At 54.8% G+C, this 24,489-nt stretch carries 18 protein-coding genes and 2 rRNA genes; all 20 read right to left on the reverse strand.

The window, feature by feature from the left end:
- Window positions 1–46: 46 nt before the first annotated feature.
- The 20 genes from NYE74_RS02715 to hpt all read right to left on the reverse strand — a co-directional run bounded on the left by NYE74_RS02715 (window position 47) and on the right by hpt (window position 24,447).
- Window positions 47–3,105: ribosomal RNA gene (locus tag NYE74_RS02715) — 23S ribosomal RNA — on the reverse strand.
- Between the two features lie 306 nt (window positions 3,106–3,411).
- Window positions 3,412–4,965 (reverse strand): 16S ribosomal RNA (locus tag NYE74_RS02720).
- Together the 16S and 23S rRNA genes form the textbook arrangement of a ribosomal RNA operon.
- Window positions 4,966–5,359: 394 nt before the next feature.
- Window positions 5,360–6,868, reverse strand: a complete 1,509-nt coding sequence (gene lysS, locus NYE74_RS02725; protein ID WP_036618058.1) for a lysine--tRNA ligase — start codon at window positions 6,866–6,868, stop codon at window positions 5,360–5,362.
- A 105-nt stretch (window positions 6,869–6,973) separates the two neighbouring features.
- Window positions 6,974–7,450, reverse strand: coding sequence for a transcription elongation factor GreA (gene greA, locus NYE74_RS02730; protein WP_036618060.1), 477 nt, complete (start codon window positions 7,448–7,450; stop codon window positions 6,974–6,976).
- A gap of 302 nt (window positions 7,451–7,752) precedes the next feature.
- Complete coding sequence (gene dusB / locus NYE74_RS02735) at window positions 7,753–8,754, reverse strand: tRNA dihydrouridine synthase DusB (RefSeq protein WP_036618063.1); 1,002 nt, start codon at window positions 8,752–8,754, stop codon at window positions 7,753–7,755.
- Between the two features lie 300 nt (window positions 8,755–9,054).
- Window positions 9,055–9,261 carry a helix-turn-helix domain-containing protein gene (locus NYE74_RS02740; protein WP_082207598.1) on the reverse strand — a complete coding sequence of 69 codons (207 nt, stop codon included), beginning with the start codon at window positions 9,259–9,261 and terminating at the stop codon, window positions 9,055–9,057.
- Entirely contained in the window at window positions 9,213–9,761 is a 549-nt protein-coding gene (gene folK, locus NYE74_RS02745; RefSeq protein ID WP_036618067.1) for a 2-amino-4-hydroxy-6-hydroxymethyldihydropteridine diphosphokinase, read from the reverse strand. Before folK ends, NYE74_RS02740 begins: the two co-directional genes overlap by 49 nt.
- Before the next feature lie 10 nt (window positions 9,762–9,771).
- The gene (folB, locus tag NYE74_RS02750; RefSeq protein WP_036618069.1) at window positions 9,772–10,134 is read right to left on the reverse strand and encodes a dihydroneopterin aldolase; all 363 of its coding nucleotides are present in this window, start codon (window positions 10,132–10,134) and stop codon (window positions 9,772–9,774) included.
- A 61-nt stretch (window positions 10,135–10,195) separates the two neighbouring features.
- A complete protein-coding gene (gene folP / locus NYE74_RS02755) occupies window positions 10,196–11,032 on the reverse strand; it encodes a dihydropteroate synthase (RefSeq protein WP_124333518.1) in 837 nt (278 codons plus the stop codon).
- On the reverse strand, window positions 11,029–11,958 hold the full coding sequence (locus NYE74_RS02760) for an aminotransferase class IV (protein WP_036618073.1): 930 nt from the start codon (window positions 11,956–11,958) through the stop codon (window positions 11,029–11,031). The genes folP and NYE74_RS02760 overlap by 4 nt, the downstream gene beginning before the upstream one ends.
- Window positions 11,955–12,536 carry an aminodeoxychorismate/anthranilate synthase component II gene (pabA, locus tag NYE74_RS02765; protein WP_124333519.1) on the reverse strand — a complete coding sequence of 194 codons (582 nt, stop codon included), beginning with the start codon at window positions 12,534–12,536 and terminating at the stop codon, window positions 11,955–11,957. Before pabA ends, NYE74_RS02760 begins: the two co-directional genes overlap by 4 nt.
- Before the next feature lie 8 nt (window positions 12,537–12,544).
- On the reverse strand, window positions 12,545–14,503 hold the full coding sequence (locus NYE74_RS02770; protein WP_227873002.1) for an anthranilate synthase component I family protein: 1,959 nt from the start codon (window positions 14,501–14,503) through the stop codon (window positions 12,545–12,547).
- Between the two features lie 469 nt (window positions 14,504–14,972).
- Window positions 14,973–15,911, reverse strand: coding sequence for a cysteine synthase A (gene cysK / locus NYE74_RS02775; protein ID WP_124333520.1), 939 nt, complete (start codon window positions 15,909–15,911; stop codon window positions 14,973–14,975).
- A gap of 296 nt (window positions 15,912–16,207) precedes the next feature.
- Entirely contained in the window at window positions 16,208–17,098 is an 891-nt protein-coding gene (hslO, locus tag NYE74_RS02780) for an Hsp33 family molecular chaperone HslO (protein WP_213511328.1), read from the reverse strand.
- 42 nt (window positions 17,099–17,140) lie between these two features.
- Window positions 17,141–17,905, reverse strand: a complete 765-nt coding sequence (locus NYE74_RS02785) for a type III pantothenate kinase (protein ID WP_155621552.1) — start codon at window positions 17,903–17,905, stop codon at window positions 17,141–17,143.
- Between the two features lie 4 nt (window positions 17,906–17,909).
- Window positions 17,910–18,776 carry a carboxylating nicotinate-nucleotide diphosphorylase gene (gene nadC, locus NYE74_RS02790; RefSeq protein ID WP_036618084.1) on the reverse strand — a complete coding sequence of 289 codons (867 nt, stop codon included), beginning with the start codon at window positions 18,774–18,776 and terminating at the stop codon, window positions 17,910–17,912.
- The gene (nadB, locus tag NYE74_RS02795; RefSeq protein ID WP_036618085.1) at window positions 18,766–20,382 is read right to left on the reverse strand and encodes an L-aspartate oxidase; all 1,617 of its coding nucleotides are present in this window, start codon (window positions 20,380–20,382) and stop codon (window positions 18,766–18,768) included. The genes nadC and nadB overlap by 11 nt, the downstream gene beginning before the upstream one ends.
- A gap of 36 nt (window positions 20,383–20,418) precedes the next feature.
- The gene (gene nadA / locus NYE74_RS02800; RefSeq protein ID WP_036618086.1) at window positions 20,419–21,357 is read right to left on the reverse strand and encodes a quinolinate synthase NadA; all 939 of its coding nucleotides are present in this window, start codon (window positions 21,355–21,357) and stop codon (window positions 20,419–20,421) included.
- 319 nt (window positions 21,358–21,676) lie between these two features.
- The gene (gene ftsH / locus NYE74_RS02805) at window positions 21,677–23,806 is read right to left on the reverse strand and encodes an ATP-dependent zinc metalloprotease FtsH (RefSeq protein WP_341004573.1); all 2,130 of its coding nucleotides are present in this window, start codon (window positions 23,804–23,806) and stop codon (window positions 21,677–21,679) included.
- A 101-nt stretch (window positions 23,807–23,907) separates the two neighbouring features.
- Window positions 23,908–24,447: a hypoxanthine phosphoribosyltransferase gene (gene hpt, locus NYE74_RS02810; RefSeq protein WP_036618088.1), complete on the reverse strand. Its 540-nt coding sequence runs from the start codon at window positions 24,445–24,447 to the stop codon at window positions 23,908–23,910.
- Window positions 24,448–24,489: the final 42 nt, after the last annotated feature.

The following is a 24,489-nucleotide window of genomic DNA, read 5'->3' on the forward strand; positions in this document are numbered from 1 at the left end:
CTCGGACTCAGCTTCGAAGCTTCACGTCACTTTGGTGGGTAGAGTTTTGGATAAGCCCTCGACCGATTAGTACCTGTCAGCTCCATGCATTGCTGCACTTCCACCTCAGGCCTATCAACCTCGTCGTCTTCAAGGGGTCTTACTAATTGGGAAATCTCATCTTGAGGGGGGCTTCACGCTTAGATGCTTTCAGCGCTTATCCCGTCCGCACTTAGCTACCCAGCTGTGCTCCTGGCGGAACAACTGGTACACCAGCGGTGCGTCCATCCCGGTCCTCTCGTACTAAGGACAGCTCCTCTCAAATTTCCTGCGCCCACGACAGATAGGGACCGAACTGTCTCACGACGTTCTGAACCCAGCTCGCGTACCGCTTTAATGGGCGAACAGCCCAACCCTTGGGACCTACTTCAGCCCCAGGATGCGATGAGCCGACATCGAGGTGCCAAACCTCCCCGTCGATGTGGACTCTTGGGGGAGATAAGCCTGTTATCCCCAGGGTAGCTTTTATCCGTTGAGCGATGGCCCTTCCATGCGGTACCACCGGATCACTAAGCCCGACTTTCGTCCCTGCTCGACTTGTCAGTCTCGCAGTCAAGCTCCCTTTTGCCTTTGCACTCTGCGAATGATTTCCAACCATTCTGAGGGAACCTTGGGGCGCCTCCGTTACTCTTTAGGAGGCGACCGCCCCAGTCAAACTGCCCGCCTGACACGGTCCCCGTACCGGCTTACGGTACCGGGTTAGAACTCCGATACGATCAGGGTGGTATCCCAACGGCGCCTCCATGGAAGCTTGCGCTCCCACTTCTTAGGCTCCCACCTATCCTGTACAAATCGTATCAAAGTCCAATATCAAGCTGCAGTAAAGCTCCATGGGGTCTTTCCGTCTTGTCGCGGGTAACCTGCATCTTCACAGGTATTAAAATTTCACCGGATCTCTCGTTGAGACAGCGCCCAAGTCGTTACGCCATTCGTGCGGGTCAGAATTTACCTGACAAGGAATTTCGCTACCTTAGGACCGTTATAGTTACGGCCGCCGTTTACTGGGGCTTCGGTTCACAGCTTCGGATTACTCCTAACCGCTCCCCTTAACCTTCCAGCACCGGGCAGGCGTCAGCCCGTATACTTCGCCTTGCGGCTTCGCACAGACCTGTGTTTTTGCTAAACAGTCGCTTGGGCCTTTTCACTGCGGCCCCCTCGGGCTATAAACCCTACCGGGGCACCCCTTCTCCCGAAGTTACGGGGTCATTTTGCCGAGTTCCTTAACGAGAGTTCTTCCGCGCGCCTTAGAATTCTCTTCTCGCCTACCTGTGTCGGTTTGCGGTACGGGCACCTTCTCCTGGCTAGAGGCTTTTCTCGGCAGTGTGAGATCATGACCTTCGGTACTGTAAATTTTCCCTCCCCATCACAGCCCAGCCTTATAGTGTGCGGATTTGCCTGCACACCAGCCTCACTGCTTGGACGGGGCATTCCATCGCCCCGCGTCACTACCCTCCTGCGTCACCCCATCGCTCATAGCGGATTACGGTGGTACAGGAATTTCAACCTGTTGTCCTTCGACTACGCCTTTCGGCCTCGCCTTAGGTCCCGACTTACCCTGAGCGGACGAACCTTCCTCAGGAACCCTTAGGCTTTCGGCGGATCAGATTCTCACTGATCTTTTCGTTACTCATACCGGCATTCTCACTTGTATGAAGTCCAGCGCTCCTTCCGGTACACCTTCAACCCTCATACAACGCTCCCCTACCCCTGAATCGACTTCACTCCTGCTTCGAAGTCCTGTGTTTAACCCCGAGGTGCATTTGGCCGAAACCTTTGAACAATATTCATCGGTTGCTTTCGGCAAAAATGTACCTGGTTATCACCGCCTCAAAGAAGCAGTGAAGTCGATTCAAGCCATAGCTTCGGTGGTGTGTTTAGCCCCGTTACATTTTCGGCGCAGAGTCACTCGACCAGTGAGCTATTACGCACTCTTTAAATGGTGGCTGCTTCTAAGCCAACATCCTGGTTGTCTGTGCAACTCCACATCCTTTCCCACTTAACACACACTTGGGGACCTTAGCTGATGGTCTGGGCTGTTTCCCTTTTGACAATGGATCTTAGCACTCACTGTCTGACTCCCGGTGAATCAGTCTATGGCATTCGGAGTTTGACTGAGCTTGGTAACCCTTGCGGGCCCCGCACCCAATCAGTGCTCTACCTCCACGACTGTCACACCGAGGCTAGCCCTAAAGCTATTTCGGGGAGAACCAGCTATCTCCGAGTTCGATTGGAATTTCTCCGCTACCCCCACCTCATCCCCGCACTTTTCAACGTACGTGGGTTCGGGCCTCCAGTGCGTGTTACCGCACCTTCACCCTGGACAGGGGTAGATCACACGGTTTCGGGTCTACGCCTGCAAACTAAATTCGCCCTATTCAGACTCGCTTTCGCTGCGGCTCCGCTTTCTCAGCTTAACCTTGCTTGCAAACGTAACTCGCCGGTTCATTCTACAAAAGGCACGCCATCACCCATATAGAGGGCTCTGACTTCTTGTAAGCACACGGTTTCAGGTTCTCTTTCACTCCCCTTCCGGGGTGCTTTTCACCTTTCCCTCACGGTACTGCTTCACTATCGGTCGCTAGGGAGTATTTAGCCTTACCAGATGGTCCTGGCGGATTCATACGGGGTTTCACGTGCCCCGCACTACTCGGGATCCGTCTCGGAGGGCGGAGACTTTCGATTACAGGGCTTTTACCTTCTCTGGCCGGCCTTTCCAGACCTGTTCGTCTAACCTCCGCCTTTGTAACTCCATGTGAGACGTCCCACAACCCCGAAGAGCAAGCTCTTCGGTTTAGGCTAATCCGCGTTCGCTCGCCGCTACTGACGGAATCACTATTGTTTTCTCTTCCTCAGGGTACTTAGATGTTTCAGTTCCCCTGGTATGCCTCTTCACCACCTATGGATTCAGTGATGAGTGACTAGGTATTACCCCAGCCGGGTTTCCCCATTCGGACATCCCCGGATCGATGCTTGCTTACAGCTCCCCGAGGCAGTTTCGTTGTTCGCCACGTCCTTCTTCGGCTCCTAGCGCCTAGGCATCCTCCGTGTGCTCTTAGTAGCTTAACCATGATTTTTCCCGAAGGAAAATATCAAACCACTAATATCTTCACTTGTGTTGACACAAGTTCAGCTAAAAGGATTGTTCTAAAACGCAAATTTCGTTTCGTTATCCAGTTTTCAAGGATCAAGTTTCTTCGCCGTTTTACCGGCGGAAGAATATCTTATCATTTCCTGCCTTACCGTTCAACCGGCAAGTGTTGGAAGGATAAGCTTGAGAGTTGAACTCTCAAAACTGACCAACGAGTGAGTAACAGGCCTAAGACCTGATTTTGTATTTGTACCGTTCCGTAACAGGAACGAGGTACTCCATAGAAAGGAGGTGATCCAGCCGCACCTTCCGATACGGCTACCTTGTTACGACTTCACCCCAATCATCTACCCCACCTTCGGCGGCTGGCCCCTTGCGGTTACCTCACCGACTTCGGGTGTTGTAAACTCTCGTGGTGTGACGGGCGGTGTGTACAAGACCCGGGAACGTATTCACCGCGGCATGCTGATCCGCGATTACTAGCAATTCCGACTTCATGCAGGCGAGTTGCAGCCTGCAATCCGAACTGAGACCGGCTTTTCTAGGATTCGCTCCAGATCGCTCCTTCGCTTCCCGTTGTACCGGCCATTGTAGTACGTGTGTAGCCCAGGTCATAAGGGGCATGATGATTTGACGTCATCCCCACCTTCCTCCGGTTTGTCACCGGCAGTCACTCTAGAGTGCCCAACTTTACTTGCTGGCAACTAAAGTCAAGGGTTGCGCTCGTTGCGGGACTTAACCCAACATCTCACGACACGAGCTGACGACAACCATGCACCACCTGTCTCCTCTGTCCCGAAGGAAAGCCATATCTCTACAGCGGTCAGAGGGATGTCAAGACCTGGTAAGGTTCTTCGCGTTGCTTCGAATTAAACCACATACTCCACTGCTTGTGCGGGTCCCCGTCAATTCCTTTGAGTTTCAGCCTTGCGGCCGTACTCCCCAGGCGGAGTGCTTAATGTGTTTACTTCGGCACCAAGGGTATCGAAACCCCTAACACCTAGCACTCATCGTTTACGGCGTGGACTACCAGGGTATCTAATCCTGTTTGCTCCCCACGCTTTCGCGCCTCAGCGTCAGTTACAGCCCAGAGAGTCGCCTTCGCCACTGGTGTTCCTCCACATCTCTACGCATTTCACCGCTACACGTGGAATTCCACTCTCCTCTTCTGCACTCAAGCCGTCCAGTTTCCAGTGCGACCCGGAGTTGAGCCCCAGGATTATACACCAGACTTAAACAGCCGCCTGCGCGCGCTTTACGCCCAATAATTCCGGACAACGCTTGCCCCCTACGTATTACCGCGGCTGCTGGCACGTAGTTAGCCGGGGCTTTCTTCTCAGGTACCGTCACTCCTGTAGCAGTTACTCTACAGGACGTTCTTCCCTGGCAACAGAGCTTTACGATCCGAAAACCTTCATCACTCACGCGGCGTTGCTCCGTCAGACTTTCGTCCATTGCGGAAGATTCCCTACTGCTGCCTCCCGTAGGAGTCTGGGCCGTGTCTCAGTCCCAGTGTGGCCGTTCACCCTCTCAGGTCGGCTACGCATCGTCGCCTTGGTGAGCCGTTACCCCACCAACTAGCTAATGCGCCGCAGGCCCATCCGTAAGTGACAGATTGCTCCGCCTTTCCCAAGCTTCTCATGCGAGAGGCTTGATTATCCGGTATTAGCTACCGTTTCCGGTAGTTATCCCGGTCTTACGGGCAGGTTGCCTACGTGTTACTCACCCGTCCGCCGCTAACCATCAGGAGTGCAAGCACTCCATCAGGTCCGCTCGACTTGCATGTATTAGGCACGCCGCCAGCGTTCGTCCTGAGCCAGGATCAAACTCTCCAATAAAGGTTGAATGAACGAATCATCCAAGTTTATTCGAAAGAGCGATTAGCTCAATCAGTTACTGACGAGAATTTTAATTCTCATTTAATACTCACTCGTTGTTCAGTTTTCAAAGATCAACATTTTGTCGTCTTCAACCGATCTCTCGGCGACAACTTTTATATCTTATCACGTCCGGCGTTATAATGCAAGCATTATTTTTTTCTGCAATTTCTTAGCTGACTGTCATAATGCTTACGAATAACGACCGGATTTATAATATACCACCTTTTTCGAAACGGCGCAACCTATTTCCGGTCTTTTTTATACATGCAAATATATCCATACGCCGCCGCTCCAAAAAAAGAAGCTCGGCTCCAGCCAAGCTTCTTCTGATCTACTTAAAATCAAAAACCGGTTAAACCTCGGAACGCATATGCGGGAACAGCAGCACGTCACGGATGGAAGCCGAATCGGTAAGCAGCATAACAAGGCGGTCCACCCCGATGCCAAGCCCGCCGGTTGGCGGCATTCCGTATTCCAATGCACGAATAAAGTCTTCGTCCATTTCATGAGCTTCGTCGTTCCCTTTTTCCCGTTCCAGCAATTGAGCCTCAAAGCGCTGACGCTGGTCGATCGGATCGTTCAGCTCGGTGAACGCATTGGCATGCTCGCGCGCAACGATAAACAATTCAAAACGGTCGGTAAAACGCGGATCCTGTTCGTTTTTCTTGGCCAGCGGGGAGATTTCCACCGGATGCCCGTAAACAAACGTAGGCTGGATCAACGTTTCCTCGACAAATTGCTCAAAGAACGCATTCAAAATATGACCAAACGTCATATGCGGCTCGACCGGAACTTTATGCTCCTTGGCCAAACGATGCGCCTCTTCATTGCTCATTTGCACGCCGAAGTCAACGCCGGTAACCTCCTTAACCGCATCGACCATCGAAACGCGGCGCCACTGCGGAGCCAAATTGACCTCATGTCCCTGGTAGTGAACCACTTGCGTTCCCAACACTTCCTGGGCGATATGCGCGATCATATTTTCGGTCAGGGCCATAATATCCTTGTAGTCGGCATAAGCCTCATACAATTCGATCATTGTAAATTCAGGGTTGTGGCGTGTCGAAACCCCTTCATTGCGGTATACGCGGCCGATTTCATACACCTTTTCCAAACCGCCGACAATAAGCCGCTTTAGATGAAGCTCGATGGCGATCCGCATGTACAGCTGCATATCCAGGGCGTTATGATGCGTAATAAACGGCCGGGCTGCGGCTCCGCCGGCAATGTTGTGAAGGGTTGGCGTTTCCACTTCCAGATAGCCGAGCGAATCCAGGTAACGCCGCATCGATTGAATGATCCGCGAACGTTTAATGAAGGTTTGCTGTACTTCCGGGTTTACGATCAAATCGACGTAACGCTGGCGGTAACGCAGCTCGACGTCCTTCAAGCCATGATACTTATCCGGCAGCGGGTAAAGCGATTTGGACAGTACCTCCAAGTTTTTTACCTTAATCGTTGTCTCTCCGGTTTTGGTTTTAAATACTTCCCCGGTTACCCCGACGATATCGCCTAGGTCGAGAATATTAAACGCCGCATATTTGTCTTCAGGTACGCTGTCCTGACGCACATAAATCTGAATTTTGCCGGACAGGTCCTGAATATGCGCAAAGCTGGCTTTCCCCATAACGCGTTTTGCCATAATCCGGCCGGCGACCGACACCTCTACGTTCTTTTCCTCCAGCTCTTCCTTGGAAAGCCCGTCATAGTCCTGGATAATGTCTCCGGCCATCGCGGTGCGTTCGTATTTTTTGCCAAAAGGATCGATTCCGAGTCCGCGCAGCTCGTCCAATTTATCGCGGCGAATCTGCAGCAGTTCGCTAACCTCTACGGTTTCCTGATTGTTGAGTTCCTCGCTCATGCCTATCGCTCCACTCCTTAAAAGAAACTTATATTTGGTAACGGCCAGAGGAAACAGTGAAAGAAGCTTCCGCGGGGGAAGCTTCTTTCGTCGCTAATTCCGGCTTTATTTCTTGATATCCACAATTTTGTATTGAATCACGCCCGCCGGGACGTTGACGTCGACGATTGCGCCCTTTTTCTTCCCGAGAATCGCTTTGCCTACAGGGCTTTCGTTGGAAATTTTGTTTTGCATCGGATCGGATTCCGCCGTCCCGACGATCGTATATTCCATCGTGTCGCCGAACTCCAGATCCTCTACCGTTACGATCGAACCGATGCTGACCGTATCCGTGTCAATTTCATCATTATTGATGATCCGAGCGTTGCGCAGCATTTTCTCCAAGGTAATAATACGCCCTTCGATAAAGGCCTGCTCGTTTTTGGCGTCTTCGTACTCCGAGTTCTCACTGATATCCCCGTACCCGATCGCAACCTTGATCCGCTCCGCCACTTCGCGGCGTTTTACGGACTTTAGGTTTTCCAATTCTTCTTCCAGTCTCTTAAGACCATCTTGGGTAAGAATTACTTCTTTATCACTCATCTCAACCGATTCTCCTGTCATGGAAATAATTTTTGCACCTGGCGTAAGGCGCCCTGCCTCTTCCGTTCTGGCAACATCCATGTGCGTGCAAGCATCATCCGAGTATATCTTATGCGATCTTATGGAATGGTCAGACCACCACATTTTGCACGTTGTGGCAGTTAACTCCTGAGGCGAATTTTATATTGTGAAATTATAGGTGAACGATTCCCAAATGTCAATGACACCAGGTTTTACAAATGTAAACGTTTTAAAAACGTTCGCTTCACTTGTTCGCCAATTCAGCCCCGGAAAGCATAAGTTTAAGCCGAAACCTCTTCACGGGACGCGGCCTCGGACAATTCGGCGACAAAATTCTCAAGAATCCGGACCATTTCATCACGCCGGGTTTCTTCCATGATGAGATCCTTGATGCGGGCCGAACCTTTGAGCCCTTTCAAATACCAGGCCAAATGCTTGCGCATTTCGCGAACGGCCACATGCTCGCCTTTCAGCGCGGCCAAACGGTCCATATGCAGGATGGCGATCCGGATTTTTTCATGAGCGTCCGGCTCCGGAAGCAGTACGCCCGTTTTGAGATATTCTACCGTACGGTACAACATCCACGGATTGCCGAGCGCTCCGCGTCCGATCATCACCCCGTCGCAGCCGGTTTCGTCCAGCATGCGTTTGGCATCCTCCGGCGTGACCACGTCGCCGTTCCCGATGACAGGGATCGACACGGCTTCCTTGACCTGCCGGATGTAGCTCCAGTCCGCCTTGCCGGTATACAGCTGCTCCCGAGTCCGGCCGTGCACGCTGACCGCTTTGCCGCCCGCCGCCTCCACCGCTTTGGCATTGTCAATCACATATATATGGTCGCTATCCCAGCCGATCCGCATTTTTACCGTAACCGGCTTGCTGACGGCCGCCACCACCGCGGACACCATCTCAAAAATTTTATTCGGGTCCAGCAGCCAGCGCGCACCCGCATCGCATTTCGTCACTTTTGGCACCGGACAGCCCATGTTGATATCGATGATATCGGCATCAGTATCCTGGTCGACGACCTTGGCCGCCTCCACGAGGGACTCGCGGTCGCCGCCAAAAATTTGCAGGCTCAGCGGCTTTTCGCGCTCATCGACAAACAGCATTTCCTGTGTGCGCTTGTTGCCGTGAATGATCGCCTTATCGCTAACCATCTCTGCACAGACAAGCCCTGTTCCAAATTCCTTGGCAATCAGCCGGAAAGCCGGATTGCACACACCCGCCATTGGGGCGAGCACGACTTGGTTTTTCATTTCAATATCGCCGATCTTCAGCAAGATGGTTCCCTCCTATTCATAATAATGCTGGTTCACTTCAAATGCGTGTTCAAAAAGTCCGGTTTTCAGCACCGAAGCTTATGCTTCCGATGTGCGTTTTTTCAAAACGCTTTAGGTCGGATGAAGCCGGGACCGAGGAGCAGAGCGTACGTTTTGGGCACGTGCGCACCTGAAATGTTTCCGTAGGAAACATACTTCGTAAGCATATGATTGGCCCGGCTGAATTCAAGATTCGATGCCGAATTACTTCTTGAATTTACTTCGTGATCAAAAGCGGACTTTTTAAACACCCCCTTCAATCTATCCTTCCGCCGTCAGCTCAGCCAACTCAACGTTCAGGGCATCGGCAATTTTTTGTAAAATTTGCTCATCCGGCCGGCGGTTGCCCCGTTCGACAGCCCCAAGGACCGCGAGAGATACGCCGGTTTTCTCGGCAAGCTGCTGTTGCGTCAAGCCTTTCAGTTTTCGGAAAGCGCGGATGCGCTGTGCCAGGTGTAGGTTTTCCAAAATCGGACGCCTTCCTTTCCATCTATGGTGTCCAAGGCCGCCTGCATGCGCTCATAAAGCCCGGAGGATTCCCCTTTTGGGACGATATCGGCAAGGGGAATCAGCACAAACGCCCTTTCCATCATCCGCGGATGCGGCAAAGTAAGCAGCGGCGTATTCATTTCCCTGCCTTCGACCCACAGTAAATCAAGATCCACCGTGCGTGGACCAAACCGGACTTTGCGCTCCCGTCCGAGCCGAAGCTCGATGTCCAGCATTTCCGAGAGCAGCTGTTCCGGGTCCAGCGTCGTTTTCAGCGCCAGCGCCATGTTCAAAAAACAAGGCTGATCCAAATATCCGACCGGATCGGTCTCGTACAGGTTCGAGCAGCGCAGCACCTCAATCGCGGGATGCTTCTGAAGCTCCGCAATCGCCTGCGTCAAAGTCGCTTCGCGGTCGCCCAGATTAGCCCCCAAAGCAATATAAGCCTCTGAAACGTCAGAGGGAGATGTTGTGTTCATAAACGGCTTCTCACTTTCTGGAACGGTACAACTCCACCGTCACGCCTTCAAAATGAATATCAAACGGAGGATGCGGTTTCGTTACCTTTACCGTTAAGGCATCTACCATAGTATAAGTGTCCAAAACGGAGGATGCAATATGCTCGGCTAACGCCTCGATTAATTTGAAGCTTTTTTGCTGGACAATTCCTTGGACGAGCTCATGGACCTCGGCATAATTTACCGTTTTCGACAGATCGTCGCCGGCTCCCGCCTCCCGCAAATCCAGCTCCAGCTCGAGATCGACGTAAAAACGCTGGCCCAACTTCCGTTCTTCCGCGAACACCCCGTGATATCCGTAGTATTCCATGCCCCGCAGCACCATTTTATCCATTCATTATACTCCCTTTACTGGAAAATAAGCCACCTTGTATGTGGTATGTTTAAGGTTAGGTTCAAGCATAAACAATCGCGTCGCACATTTGCACGGTCCGTTTGATCTCCTTGACGTCGTGAACGCGGACGATCTGGCAGCCCTGCGCGATGCCCAGCGCCACGGTGGCCGCGGTTCCGAGAACCACTTGGTCCACCGGCAAATCCAGGGCCGTGCGGATAAATCTTTTGCGGGAGGTGCCGAGCAGCAGCGGATACCCCAAGCGGACCAGTTCATCCAGGGCCTGCATCACGCGCAAATTTTCCGTATAATCCTTGGCAAACCCGATTCCCGGATCGAGAATGATCTTGTCATCGCTGATCCCCGCATTACGGGCAAGCTCCACGCATTCCCGCAAATCCGCAGCCACATCCTGCAGCAAATCGCGGTAATTCCGCTCGTGGCGGTTGTGCATCAAAATAACGGGGCAAGCGAATTCCGCCGCCACCTGGGCCATTTGCTGGTCCGCTTTAAAGCCCCAGACATCGTTGATAATATGGGCCCCTGCCTGCAGCGCTTCCCGGGCCACCCGCGCTTTATACGTGTCTATGGAGAGCGGCACCCGCGGCAGTTCGCGGCGCAGTGCTTCAACGACAGGAATGACCCGTTCAAGCTCTTCCCGCTCATCCACCGGTTCGTGCCCCGGACGGGTCGATTCCCCGCCGATGTCGATCAAATCCGCCCCGTCCTCCACCATTTGGCGGGCATGCTCCAGAGCCAGGTCCACGCGATTGTAACGGCCTCCATCGGAAAAAGAATCCGGCGTCACGTTCAAGATGCCCATCACCAGCGTCCGTTCGCCCAATATAAGCTCCGCGCTTCCAAGCCGGTAGCTCCGATGATGCAACGCAGGCTTCATGTAAAATCCCTCGCTTTCTGTCGATACTTGTCCAGCAGGCTTTGCGTGACCGGCCCGATTCGTCCGTTCCCGACCTTCACCGCGGGTATTTCAGGGCTAACGAGCTCCGTCACGGGGACGATTTCCTGAATGGAGTTGGTCACAAAAACCTCGTCCGCCGCAAGCAGCCTGTCCCACGCGTAAAATCCCTCTTCCCGTTCAAGTCCGCCTTCCGCTGCCAACTCCAGCACCACGGCGCGGGTAATTCCCGGCAGAATGCCCGTACCGATATCCGGTGTATATAATTTCCCATTTTGCACAAAAAATAAATTGCTGACGATCCCCTCCGCCAGCCAGCCTTCCGCCGTCAAAAGCAGCCCTTCTCCCGGGGTGTCGTTATGCGGCGCAAAAGCAGAAGCTCCCGCCTCCCGTTCCAGGCGTGTAAGCTCGCGTCTGGCCAATACGTTGTTCATATAATGCAGCGATTTAAAGCGGACCTCGCCTTCCGGCGTGTTCCGCCGCGTCCCGAGCCGCCAGAGCGGCTTGCCGACGGTGTACAGCATTGCCGGCGGTTCGGGAAGCGGCTTGACATAGATAATTGTCGCCGGCTCCCCGTAGTCGCCGGCAGGCAGCCCCAGCGGCCCTTCCCCGGCCGTAACCGTAACCCGGATGTACCCTTCGGCCAATCCGTTCAGTTCCAGCAGCTCGGCGATTTGCTCGCGAAAGCGGCCTGGGCCCGCTGTTCCGAAGGCGCTGTCAAAGCGGATTCCCAGCGCCTCGCAGCCCGCCCGCAGCCGCTCCAAATGCCGCTCCAGCAAAAAAAGCCGGCCGCCGTATGTCCGGAACGTCTCGAACAGGCCGATACCGTACATGAAGCCGTGATCCATCACGGATATCACGGCTTCGGCGGCTGGGGTAGGAACTCCGTTTACCCCGATGTAGTTCATGCTTTTGCTTCCGCCTTCCGGCTCAGGAAATTGCGGAGCATCTGATGGCCGTGCTCGGTAATGATCGATTCCGGGTGGAATTGAACCCCTTCAACGGCATATTCCTTGTGGCGCAGCCCCATGATTTCGCCTTCCTCCGTCTCGGCCGTAATCTCCAGGCAATCCGGGAGACTCTCGCGTTCGACGATCAGCGAATGGTAACGGGTTGCGGTAAACGGCGACGGCAGCCCGGCAAACACCGACTCCCCGCGGTGATAAATCGGGGAAGTCTTCCCATGCATCAGCCGCTCGGCGCGGATCACCTTCCCGCCGAAAGCCTGGCCGATCGCCTGATGGCCCAGGCAAACGCCGAAAATCGGGATCACGCCTTTGAAGCGTTCGATCAACTCGAGCGTAATTCCGGCTTCATTGGGCGTGCAGGGCCCCGGTGAAATCAATATATGATCCGGCTGCAAAACCTCGATACCCGCAAGATCGATCTCGTCGTTGCGGCGGACAGTCACTTCCTCGCCAAGCTCGCCTAAATACTGTACTAGGTTATACGTAAAAGAATCATAGTTGTCGATAACCAATATCATGTCTCGTCTCATCTCCTGTCCCCAGCTTTGCCCGGACGGTTCTCGCTATTGCGAACCGCCAAAGCGACCGCTTTGGCTTTATTATGGCATTCCTTAAACTCGCGATACGGAACCGAATCGATTACGATGCCGGCTCCTGCCTGAATATAACCTACGCCGTCCTTCACGACAAGCGTACGTATAATAATATTTAATTCCATATTTCCGTTATAGTCAATCCATCCCATGGCTCCGGTGTAAGGACCGCGGGTGACCGGCTCGAGCTCCTCGATGATCTCCATCGTCCGCACCTTGGGAGCTCCGGTGATCGTCCCCCCGGGAAAGACGGCCGCAATCACGTCATAAACCGTCTTGCCGGGCGCAAGCCGCGCCTCTACCTCGGATACTAGGTGCATCACATGCGAATAGCGTTCGATGGCGAACAGCTCACTGGCCCGGACCGAACCGTAATCGGCGACGCGCCCCAAATCGTTGCGCAGCAGATCGACGAGCATGATATGCTCGGCCTGTTCTTTTTCATTCGTGAGCAGTTCTTCCTCCATTTTCCGGTCCTCTTCCGGCGTTCGCCCGCGCCGCCTCGTTCCGGCAATCGGCCTGGTGCTCGCCTTCCCCTGCTCGACCTTGACCAGCAGCTCCGGGGAAGCGGAAACGAGCTGAAAATCCGGGAACCGGAGCAACCCCATGTACGGAGAAGGGTTTAACCGCCGCAGCTGCTCATACACCTGCTCTGGTGTCCCCTGCATGGGGAACGCGTGCCGAAGGGACAAATTCACCTGAAACACGTCGCCCGCCGTGATGTAATCCTGCACTCGCATCACGGCGGCCTCGAAGGACTCCTGCGTCATCGACGCGCCGGCAGCCCCCAAATCGGCCTCGAGCGGGTCCGGACCGGCCGGCACGGTAACGGGCCGGATGCTGCTGTCCGGTTGGGCGCCCCCGTACGGAGCACTCCCGGGTTGTACGCAGCTTAACCAGGCTTTACCGGATTGCGTGATTACGGAAGTTACACTGCCTTGGGTTATACTGCCGGTGGTTATGCTGCCGGTGGTTTCGCTGCCGGTGGTTGCACTGCCGCGTCCTTCGCTTATGGAGTGTCCACTATTGCTTTGTCCCCCTGCAGGTTTGCCGCCCGGCTGACCGCTCCTCCGCTCCGTGTCCGCAGCCTCTGCGCCAAGCCGGACAATCTCCGCCCAACGCCGCTCCATTTGCACCGCTTGCCGCTTCGCCTCCTCATACAGAACCGCCAGTTCTACAGGATCTCCGGCTCTCCCGGCCTCGCCGTCTGTTACCGCCACCCCCCGTTCTCTCGGCAGATTTCCAATTCCCGGACACGCACGATGAACGACACAGTATATGTCCCCTAACTCCTGATCGATGACCCAAAGCTCCTCCACACGCATCCAGACATAATCATCCAGGCCCAAATCATCCTTAGCCAGCTGTGGCAGCCGCTCCAATGAACGGACAACATCGTAGGCCAGAAAACCGACGGCCCCGCCGCAGAACTTGGGCAGCCCGGGCAGCGCCGGCGACCGGTATGGGGCCATCCAGGCCTGCAGCAGCTCCAGCGGCTTGCCCTGAAGCTTCAACTCAGCCGTTCCCGAAGCCATAGACCCGGATAAGGTATATCCGGATGCTATAGATCCAGATGCCGTAAACCCGGATTCCGCAGATCCTGATGCCGTAGGCCCGGATGCTGTAGATCCGGAAGCCATATCAAGAACCACCGCCTCCTCTCCTTTGCCGCGAATCACCGAAACCGGCTCCAGTCCGAGAAACGTGTACCGCCCTCCCTTGCCGCTCTCCAGCACAAACGAATACGGATGCGCCCGCTTCCAGGCCTCCGCCCAATCCTCCGGCAACAGCGCCGCACCCGCTTTGACCTTCCCGGCGTACGGCAGCAGCGTCCACGTCCCTTCCGCGGCCCAAGCCCGCCACTGCTCCCATGTCGTTATCGTCTCTATCATCAGCCGCCAATTCCTCCAGAACAAATTGCGTTTATTGGTAGCTAGTATACTAAAGAACCGTTGCAATTTTAAATATATTTGTAAAAAATTAATTCCAGCGAAAAACATAAGAACAAAAAAGGTCGTTATTCCGGCAAGATCCCCCATTGAACAAGAAATAAAGGAAAATTATGTCGCTATTTTCTCGAATCGCAGGAAAACATCCCCGATCTCCATCATTCACGGGAAAATAAGTACAAAAAGTTCCGCTAATGGGGATAAACAGCCTCATATCCGGATAATAAGACCTTAAAGTTCCGCTATTTTTGAAGGACGGCTACCGGTAGCGTGGGTTGAGACGACGGATAGTTGGTCCAGTGGTGCCGGCCTTCAACCGCCGATTTTTAGGATGAGTTTCTTTTGGCAAAAAAACACCCCGCCCCATCCCTTCAAGGACGGCGGCGGGGCCTTATGCGCTCCAGACGGAGCTTTACGCTTCAAAGTTGTAAAGCGGCGTGCTGAGATAACGTTCGCCGTTGCTTGGAACGATGGCGACGACGCGTTTGCCTTTGCCCAGCTGTTTGGCCACTTTCAGCGCGGCGAATACCGCTGCGCCGGAAGAAATACCGGACAGGATGCCTTCCTCCTTCGCCACGATGCGCGCTTGCTCGAACGCTTCCTCATTTTCGACATGAATGATTTCATCATAAATTTCCCGGTTCAAAATTTCCGGAACGAAGTTGGCGCCCAGCCCTTGAATTTTGTGAGGGCCCGGTTTGCCGCCCGACAAAATCGGGGATGCCGCCGGTTCCACCGCGTAAATTTTGATGTCGGGGAAGCGTTGCTTCAGCACTTCGCCGGCGCCGCTGATCGTCCCGCCCGTGCCGATCCCGGCTACGAACGCGTCCAGACGGCCGTCCAGCGATTCGATCGCTTCGACGATTTCCGGACCGGTCGTTTCGCGGTGGATTTTCACATTCGCCTGATTTCTGAATTGATCCGCCAGGAAATAATCCGGATTGGCCGCCAGCAGCTCCTCGGCTTTCTTCACCGCCCCGTTCATCCCTTCGGCCCCCGGCGTGAGCACCAGCTCGGCGCCATAAGCGCGCAGCAGATTGCGGCGTTCAAGGCTCATCGTTTCCGGCATTACGATAACGGCCTTATATCCTTTAGCGGCGGCCACCATCGCCAGTCCGATCCCGGTGTTGCCGCTCGTCGCTTCAATAATCGTACCGCCCGGCTTCAGCTTTCCTGCCTTTTCCGCTTCCTCCACAATGCTAAGCGCGATCCGGTCCTTAACGCTGGAGCCCGGGTTTTGGTATTCCAGCTTCACATAGATCTCCGCGCTGTCTTCCGGAACGACCCGGTTCAACCGGACCAGCGGTGTATCGCCAATCAGTTCCGTTACATTGTTTACGATCTTTGCCATATTCAATATCCTCCCTTTTGGATAAAAAAATAACCCTGATCATGCCCTGATGCGATCCACCCGATGTCATGATATTGCCCAATGTCATACTGTGCCGAATGAAAGCCAATCCGAAACTATAGGATATGCCGATCCATCCGCTTTCATTTATTTCCGAGTAAATAAGTTGGTTTTATAACTATTATCTTAACAATCCCGACCGGTGTTGTCAAGAAAGTCACAAAAAATACTTTGCTTCCCGGGCATTTTGACCCAGTCCGCAAAGTATTCCAACGTATGATTACAGGATATACCGTTTATTTCTCCGTTTGAGCGATCAGATTCTCAAGATCCTGCGGAGTGAAATTATACACCTCGTTGCAAAAATCGCAGACGACCTCGGCATCCTTCCCTTCGTCCCGCAGCTCCGTCAATTCGTTTTTGCCCAAGCTGATCAGCGTGCTCTCCACTCTTTCCCGGGAACAGCTGCAGGAGAACACGATATCCATCTCCTCCAGCACTTTGAAATCGGGAACAAGCCGAAGCAGCATCTCCTCCAGCTCCAGCCCTTCATCCAGCAGCGTCGTCACCGGCGGAAGCTGGCCAACGGCCTGCTCGATCGCATCGATTTCCCGGTCGGTTAAACCCGGCAGCAGCTGAATGATAAAACCTCCCGCCACAATGACGGAATTGTCGACGTCGACCAGAACGCCCAGACCGACGGCGGAAGGAGTTTGCTCCGATACGGCAAAATAATATGTAAAATCCTCGCCGAGCTCGCCGGAAATCAGCGGAACGCTCCCTCTATACGGCTCTTTGAGCCCCAAGTCCTTCGTTACGTTGATAAAGCCGGTCGTGCCGACTACGCCCCGTACATCAAGCTTGCCCTGGCTGTTGCTGGGCAAATGCACGTGCGGGTTTTTCACGTAGCCGCGAACTTCCCCCTTGGCGTTGGCATCGACCACGATCGGTCCGATCGGCCCGTCGCCCTTGACCTGAATGGTCAGCTTCTCCTCGCCTTTCAGCATGGCGCCCATCATCGCCCCCGCCGTTAGCGTACGTCCAAAGGCCGCCGTCGCCGTCGGATACGTATCGTGCCGGCGGCGCAGCTCCTCCACCAGCCGCGTCGTCCGCACGGCAAACGCGCGGACTTTGCCGTCCAAGGCGATGCCGCGGATTAACCGGTCTTGTTTCTCATTTTGATCCATTTTACGAAAGCCCCCTTTCGATTAAGTATACCCACCACGGGCTTATTGATTTCGCTCATATATAATCCGCAGCCCCTCCAGGGTCAGCCTTGGATTGACCTCTTCAATCGAGCGCGTCTCGCTGGCGATCAATTCGGCCAGACCGCCGGTCGCAACGACCTTCGGTTTGGCGCCCATCTCCGCCGCGATCCGTTCCACGATGCCGTCCACTTGGCCGGCGTAGCCAAAAATAATTCCCGCCTGCATCGCGTTGACCGTGTTGCGGCCGATCACTTTTTTCGGCTTCTCCAGCTCGATGCGCGGCAGCTTGGACGCCCGCTGATACAGCGCCTCGGTCGAAATGCCGATGCCCGGCACGATCGCGCCGCCCAGATAATTGCCTTGGGCGTCGATGCAGTCGAACGTCGTGGCCGTGCCGAAGTCGACGACGACGAGCGGCCCCCCGTACTGCTCGATCGCGGCCACTGCATTGACAATCCGGTCCGCGCCGACCTCGCGCGGATTTTCGTAACGCAGGTTGAGGCCGGTTTTGATCCCGGGCCCCACGACCAGCGGTTTGCGCCGCAAATATTTCTCGCAAAGCGCCTCCAGCACATGCATTAAAGGCGGCACCACCGAAGAAATGATCACCCCTTCGATGTCTTGCACCTGGATACGGGACATTTGAAACAGGTTGTAAATCAGCACACCGTACTCGTCCACCGTCGCCTGCCGGTTCGTGCCGATCCGGAAATGATGGAGCAGCTCCCGTTCCTTATAAATCCCGAGTACGATATTTGTATTGCCCACGTCGACGACAAGGAACATTCGCTTACCCCTCCTTTTTCCCGTTCAAGTCCAGACTGATGTCCAGGCTCTCAAAAGAATACGTCAACCGCCCGACGGAAATGATATCTACTCCGCTCTCGGCGATGCCGCGGATCGTCTCCAGCGACACGTTGCCCGAAGCTTCCGTCTTCACGTGCGGCGCCTGCGCTTTAATCCGCATCACCGCTTCCTTCATCAGCTCCGGCGGCATATTGTCGAGCATGATGATATCCGCTCCGGCCCGCAGCGCTTCTTCCACCTGCTCCAGACTTTCCGTTTCTACCTCGATCGTCATCGTATGCGGAATAGCTGCGCGGGCACGGCTGACCGCCTGGGCGATGCCGCCCGCCCCCTTGATGTGATTGTCCTTGATCATAACGGCGTCGTACAGCCCGAAACGGTGGTTCGATCCGCCGCCGACGCGGACGGCGTACTTTTCCAGCATCCGGTGGCCCGGCGTCGTTTTCCGCGTATCCACCAGCCGGGCCGGCAGCCCCTCAAGCGCATCGACGAACGTTTTCGTCCGCGTCGCGATGCCCGACAAACGCTGCAGCAAATTCAAAGCGAGCCGCTCCCCGGTCAAAACGCTGTGCGTGCCGCCCTCCACTTCGGCCAAAATGGTTCCTTTGGCCACAAATTGCCCGTCTTGGACATGCGCCGTAAATTTAAGGCCCGGATCAACCAACTCGAACACGAGCCGAGCCACCGGCAGCCCGGCGATCACGCCAGCCTGTTTGGCATGGATGATCCCTTTGGATTCATGCCCGGGCGGAATCGTCACGGCGGTCGTCACGTCCCCCGACCCGACATCTTCCCTTAGCCAGCCGCGGATCGCATCGATCAACCCTTCGTTATATCCGTTAAACATCATCGTTTGCTTCCTCCAACATTCCTTTTTCCCGCTGCCACAAAAGATGCTTGCGCCATTTGCCGTCGCTGCGCTCCGGAAAATCCTCGCGGTAATGGCCGCCCCGGCTTTCCTCGCGGGCCAGCGCCGAGCGCGTCACCAGGAGCGCGCAGGTCAGCATATTGGCGTATTCCCATTGTTCGCGCGTATCCAGCGCCTGGGTAAAAATCGTCTCTTGGCGCTGCAGCTGCGCGAGCCCTTGCGCCAACCCTGCAGCCGTCCGGCGCAGTCCCGCGCGGCGGACCATCACTTTTTGCAGCTCCAGGCGGCGCTCCGCGATCGAAGGCGCGTCGGCAGCCTGACGCTGCACCCCATAGGCAATGCCTTCTCCGGTTTTGTCCAGCGGCGGCAGCTCCCGAATCCGCCCGATAATCCGCCGGCCGAACACGACCGCTTCGGAAAGCGAGTTGCTGGCGAGGCGGTTTGCGCCGTGAACCCCGGTTGACGACACTTCGCCGCAGGCAAAAAGCCGGTATACGCTCGTTTCGCCGTGATGGCCGGTGCGGACGCCTCCCATCATATAATGCGCAGCAGGCGCAACCGGAATCCAGTCGGCCGTCAGGTCAAGCCCGTAGCCGATGCAGGTTTCGTAGATCGTCGGGAACCGGCGTTTGACCGTTTCCGGATCTTCGTGCGTAATGTCCAGATAGACGATGTTGGCGCCGGCCGCCTCCATTTCGCTGACGATCGCCCGGGCCACGATATCCCGCGGGGCCAGCTCCAGCAGCTCGTGATATTTGCTCATGAACCGCTCGCCTTTGATGTTCCGCAGCACCGCCCCTTCTCCCCGCACCGCTTCGGAGATCAGAAAGCGGGGAGCTCCCGGGTAACAAAGAGCCGTCGGGTGAAACTGAATGAATTCCATATCGCGAATGACCGCTCCCGCGCGGTAAGCCATAGCAACGCCGTCCCCCGTAGCGACCTCCGGGTTGGTCGTATACCGGTAAAGCTGTCCGGCCCCGCCCGAGCACAGGATAGTGGCGTTCCCCCGCAGGAAAATCCTCTCGCCGCCCGGGCGCTGCACCAGCGCGCCGAGACATTCGTTGTTTTCGGTAATCAAATCGATCACGTAATGATTATCCCATATTTCGAGGTTCGGATGAACCGCGGTTTGCTCCGATAATGCCCGCACAACCTCGTAACCGGTGGCGTCCCCGCCCGCGTGCAAAATCCGGCGGTGGCTGTGCGCCCCTTCTTTTGTCAACGCCAGTTGGCCATTCTCGACATCAAACGCTGTCCCAAGCGCCATCAGCTCTTTGACGGCGTCCGGCCCTTCGTTCGCCAAAATGCTTACCGCTTCCCGGGAGCACAGCCCCGCACCGGCCAGCAGCGTATCCTCACGGTGGGAGGCAGGAGAATCGTCTTCGGAAATAACCGCCGCAATCCCGCCTTGCGCGTATCTCGTGTTGCTCTCCAGCAGCGCTTTTTTGGTAATCAGGATTACGCGCGATTTTTCACTTGCCTTGATGGCGGTGAACAGTCCGGCGATGCCCGAACCGATGACGATCACCTCCGTATCGACCACCGGGAGCTTAGCCAGCTCAAAATCAACCAAATATTGTGGTATCACTATCGTCACCTGTCTTGAACAAGAGAGTAGCGCATGCTACTTGACCTGTAGCATGCGCTCTAAAGAAAGCCTCGCTTTGTCGGCAACGACGGGCGGTACGTAAATTTGCGGCTGCATCGTTTCCAGACATTTAACCAGTTTTTTCAGATTATTGACTTTCATATTCGGACAAACGAGAAACTTGGTGGCAAAATGGAACGTTTTGTCCGGGCTGTCCTTGCGCAACTGGTACCCGGTTCCGTCCTCGGTGCCCACGATGAATTCTTTGGCGGACGAGTTTTTGCAGTAGTCCAAAATCGCCGTCGTGCTTCCCACGAAATCGCCCATCGCCACCACTTCCGGACGGCATTCCGGGTGGACGACAAACTCAGCGTTCGGGTATTTGGCCTTCATCTCCACCACGTCTTTCACCGTCAGCATATCGTGCGTGTTGCAGTAACCTTCCCAGATGATCAGCTTCTTGTCGGTATGCTGCTGAACGTAGTGGCCGAGGTTTTTGTCCGGCACCCAGATGATTTCGTCGGCATCGATCGAATTGATGACCTTCACCGCGTTGGACGAAGTACAGCAGATATCGGTCTCCGCCTTGATTTCCGCCGAGGAATTGATGTACGTCACCACCTTGGCGTCCGGGTGCTGCGCCTTCAGCTTTCGCAAACCGTCGACGTTCACCATATCGGCCATCGGGCATCCCGCCCGCTCGTCGGGGATCAGCACCGTTTTGTCCGGCGCCAAAATCTTCGCGCTTTCGCCCATAAAATGCACCCCGCAGAACACGATCGTCTCCGCGTCGGTTGAAGCCGCCTTTTGGGCCAGCAAAAAGGAATCGCCGCGGAAATCGGCGACCTCTTGGATTTCGTCCCGTTGATAATAATGAGCAAGTATAATTGCGTTTCGTTCCTTCTTGAGCTGGAACAGCCGTTCCTTAAGCTCCCGGTTCATTTCCGCTTTCCGCTCCAGCGCTAAAGCCTCCACCCGATTTCCTCCCCCAACGCGCACCATATTACCTGTAATTAACGCTTCCTCTGGACTATAGCGCGGTTTATCGACGTTTTACTATGCTCAATCCTGCGTGAAACAGCAAGAACGTATCAAATTTCACACGGTGTTTACCAACTAATTTACACAAGGTGAAAGGCGCTGTCAATGAGGCAGAGCGCCGAGCATAACGCCGAATCCCCGCGATTTACAAGGCAAATTCCCCGTTAAAGGGGAGATTCGTTAAAATTTTAATTTTTAAAAAAAGCCCCCGGGAAACCTTCCGTTCCCCAGGGGCTGCATTGTAATGTTAAGTTTACACGGTCGGCGTGTTGCCGCCGTTGTTGTTGTCGGGGCCTTTGTCGGCCTCGCCTTGATCCGATTTGCCCGGAGTATCGCTAACAGTGCCTTGCGGCGCATCGGCCACCGGATCGTTGGTGCGATTGTTCGCCGTACCGCTAGGCACATCGTTCGGGATATCCCCGATCGGGCCGGACGGTGCCGGATCCTCGGTTTTGCCTTGGATGCGGACACGAACGTCGCCGATGTTATCGACGGTCGGCTCGCCCGGCTCCGAAGAACCGCTGCCGCCTTCCGCACTGCCGTCGCCGTCAATGCTGCCGGTTTCGATCAAACGCTTGATCTGTTCGAAATCCAGCGTTTCGACTTCGAGCAGCGTCTCGGCCACGAGGCGAACCTCGCGTTCATGCTCGATCAGCAGCTTTTTGCATCGGTCATACGATTCATTGATGAAACGCTGCATTTCCTGATCGATTTCGTAAGCGATCTGATCGCTGTAGTTCTGCTCGTGCCCGATATCGCGGCCCAGGAACACCTGGCCTTGCGAAGTACCGAACTGCATCGGGCCGAGCTTCTCGCTCATCCCGTATTCGACGATCATGCTGCGCACGATGCTGGTCGCTTGCTGGAAGTCGCTGTAAGCGCCAGTGCCGATTTCGCCGATGTAGATTTCCTCGGATACGCGTCCGCCAAGCAAACCGGTGACTTTATCCAGCAACTCGTTTTTGGTAACGAGCATCCGGTCTTCCTTCGGCAGCATAATCACGTAACCGCCGGCGCGGCCGCGCGGAACAATCGTAACCTTGTGCACCATGTCGGCATGCTCCAAATAGTAGCCGACGATCGTGTGCCCTGCTTCGTGGTAAGCAACGATCCGCTTCTCGCGCTCGCTGATCACGCGGCTGCGCTTCTCCGTACCGACGATAACGCGGTCGATCGCTTCGTCCACTTCCGTCATGGAAATATCTTTCCGGTTGCGCCGAGCCGCCAGGAGCGCCGCTTCGTTCAGCAGGTTCTCCAAATCGGCCCCGGTAAATCCGGTCGTTCGTTTCGCAATAACATCCAGCTTGACGTCTTTCGTCAGCGGTTTCGTCTTGGCATGTACCCGCAGCACCGCTTCGCGGCCCTTCACATCCGGGCGGTCAACGGTAATCTGCCGGTCAAACCGTCCCGGGCGCAAGAGCGCCGGGTCAAGGATATCGGCGCGGTTCGTCGCCGCGATAATGATAATGCCTTCATTACCGGCAAAACCATCCATTTCGACGAGCAACTGGTTCAACGTTTGCTCGCGTTCGTCATGCCCGCCGCCGAGACCGGCGCCGCGCTGACGGCCCACCGCATCGATTTCGTCGATAAAGATGATGCATGGGGAATTCTTCTTGGCGTTCTCGAACAAGTCGCGTACGCGGGACGCCCCGACGCCAACGAACATTTCCACGAAATCGGAACCGGAAATGCTGAAGAACGGAACCCCGGCTTCGCCCGCTACCGCGCGAGCCAACAAGGTTTTACCGGTACCCGGAGGGCCTACCAGCAATACGCCTTTCGGAATCCGCGCGCCCACGGCGGAAAATTTCCGCGGGTCTTTCAAAAACTCAACGACTTCGACAAGCTCTTGCTTCTCTTCGTCCGCCCCCGCCACGTCCTCGAACGTGACCTTTTTCTTCTCTTCATTATAGAGACGGGCCCGGCTCTTGCCAAAGTTCATCACTTTGCCGCCGCCGCCCTGCGCCTGGTTGAACAGGAAGAAGAACAGAATGAACATGATGGCAAGCGGCACGATGGAGGTCAGGAAGGTGACCCAGATGCTTTCGCCCGGCATCTTCTTCCAAGTTACCTCAAAGCCGTTTTGCTCGCTCAAGTCCGTGATTTCCTTCAAGACGTTTGTGTCGTAAGGAATATAGAGAGAGAAGTTCTTCGTCTTTTCGTTTCCGACGATATCTCTATACTTACCGGTTACCAGATAAGCGTAACCGTCGAATTTACCGGTGATTTCAGCAACGTTGTTATCTTTAAGCTGCTGGCGCAATTCCGTGTAACTAGGGGTGACGGTTGCTTCTTGTCCGCCGTTGAGGAATTGGACGATGCCCACCACGACTAAGAAAAGTATCAAATAAAAACCAGAATTCCGGATGAACCGACTCATCCCCTACCTCCTCTCAGAACCTTAAGTTATTTTACCATAGCCGCACACGCCATTTCAAAAATCAGGCGAGGTGGTCTTTCGTCCGAAACGGGACGACGAAATCAACTGGTGTAAATTTCCGGCTTCAATACTCCGATGTATGGGAGGTTGCGGTATTTCTCGGCATAGTCCAGACCGTATCCGACAACAAAAGCGTCCGGCAGAACAAATCCCGATAAATCGGCTTCCAATTTCACCGTGCGCCGCGCGGGTTTGTCAAACAGCGTGACGATTTTCACGGACTTCACTTTCCGCCGTTCCAGCACATCGATCAAATAACTGAGCGTCAGCCCGCTGTCGATAATATCCTCCACGATCAGGATATCCCGCCCTTCGACGGAGTTATCCAAATCCTTGATGATTTTCACTTCACCGGAAGAACGGGTCGAAGCGCCGTAGCTGGAGACCGCCATAAAATCGAGTTCGATCGGCACGGTAATTTCTTTCACCAGATCCGCCATGAAAATAAAGGCCCCTTTAAGTATACAAATCACAAGGGGATTTCGTCCCTCATACTCTGCGCTAAGCTGTTTTCCCAGCTCCTTGACTTTGGCTTCGATCTGTTCCCGGGTAATTAGTATTTCCTGAATATCGTTCTGCAAAATAAGTAAACCTCCTACGTTATACTATGAATGCCGGTCTTT

Source organism: Paenibacillus sp. FSL P4-0127 (assembly GCF_038007325.1).
GTDB lineage: Bacteria > Bacillota > Bacilli > Paenibacillales > Paenibacillaceae > Fontibacillus > Fontibacillus macerans.

Excerpts from the sequence above, each read along its gene's own strand:
- NYE74_RS02760 (WP_036618073.1), bottom strand. The coding sequence starts at position 11,958 with ATGAACTACATCGGGGTAAACGGAGTTCCTACCCCAGCCGCCGAAGCC.
- NYE74_RS02785 (WP_155621552.1), bottom strand. The coding sequence starts at position 17,905 with ATGTTCCTTGTCGTCGACGTGGGCAATACAAATATCGTACTCGGGATT.
- folP (WP_124333518.1), bottom strand. The coding sequence starts at position 11,032 with ATGAAGCCTGCGTTGCATCATCGGAGCTACCGGCTTGGAAGCGCGGAG.
- greA (WP_036618060.1), bottom strand. The coding sequence starts at position 7,450 with ATGAGTGATAAAGAAGTAATTCTTACCCAAGATGGTCTTAAGAGACTG.
- NYE74_RS02770 (WP_227873002.1), bottom strand. The coding sequence starts at position 14,503 with ATGATAGAGACGATAACGACATGGGAGCAGTGGCGGGCTTGGGCCGCG.
- folB (WP_036618069.1), bottom strand. The coding sequence starts at position 10,134 with ATGGATAAAATGGTGCTGCGGGGCATGGAATACTACGGATATCACGGG.
- nadC (WP_036618084.1), bottom strand. The coding sequence starts at position 18,776 with ATGATGTTTAACGGATATAACGAAGGGTTGATCGATGCGATCCGCGGC.
- cysK (WP_124333520.1), bottom strand. The coding sequence starts at position 15,911 with ATGGCAAAGATCGTAAACAATGTAACGGAACTGATTGGCGATACACCG.
- hslO (WP_213511328.1), bottom strand. The coding sequence starts at position 17,098 with ATGGATCAAAATGAGAAACAAGACCGGTTAATCCGCGGCATCGCCTTG.
- ftsH (WP_341004573.1), bottom strand. The coding sequence starts at position 23,806 with ATGAGTCGGTTCATCCGGAATTCTGGTTTTTATTTGATACTTTTCTTA.
- lysS (WP_036618058.1), bottom strand. The coding sequence starts at position 6,868 with ATGAGCGAGGAACTCAACAATCAGGAAACCGTAGAGGTTAGCGAACTG.
- folK (WP_036618067.1), bottom strand. The coding sequence starts at position 9,761 with ATGAACACAACATCTCCCTCTGACGTTTCAGAGGCTTATATTGCTTTG.
- pabA (WP_124333519.1), bottom strand. The coding sequence starts at position 12,536 with ATGATATTGGTTATCGACAACTATGATTCTTTTACGTATAACCTAGTA.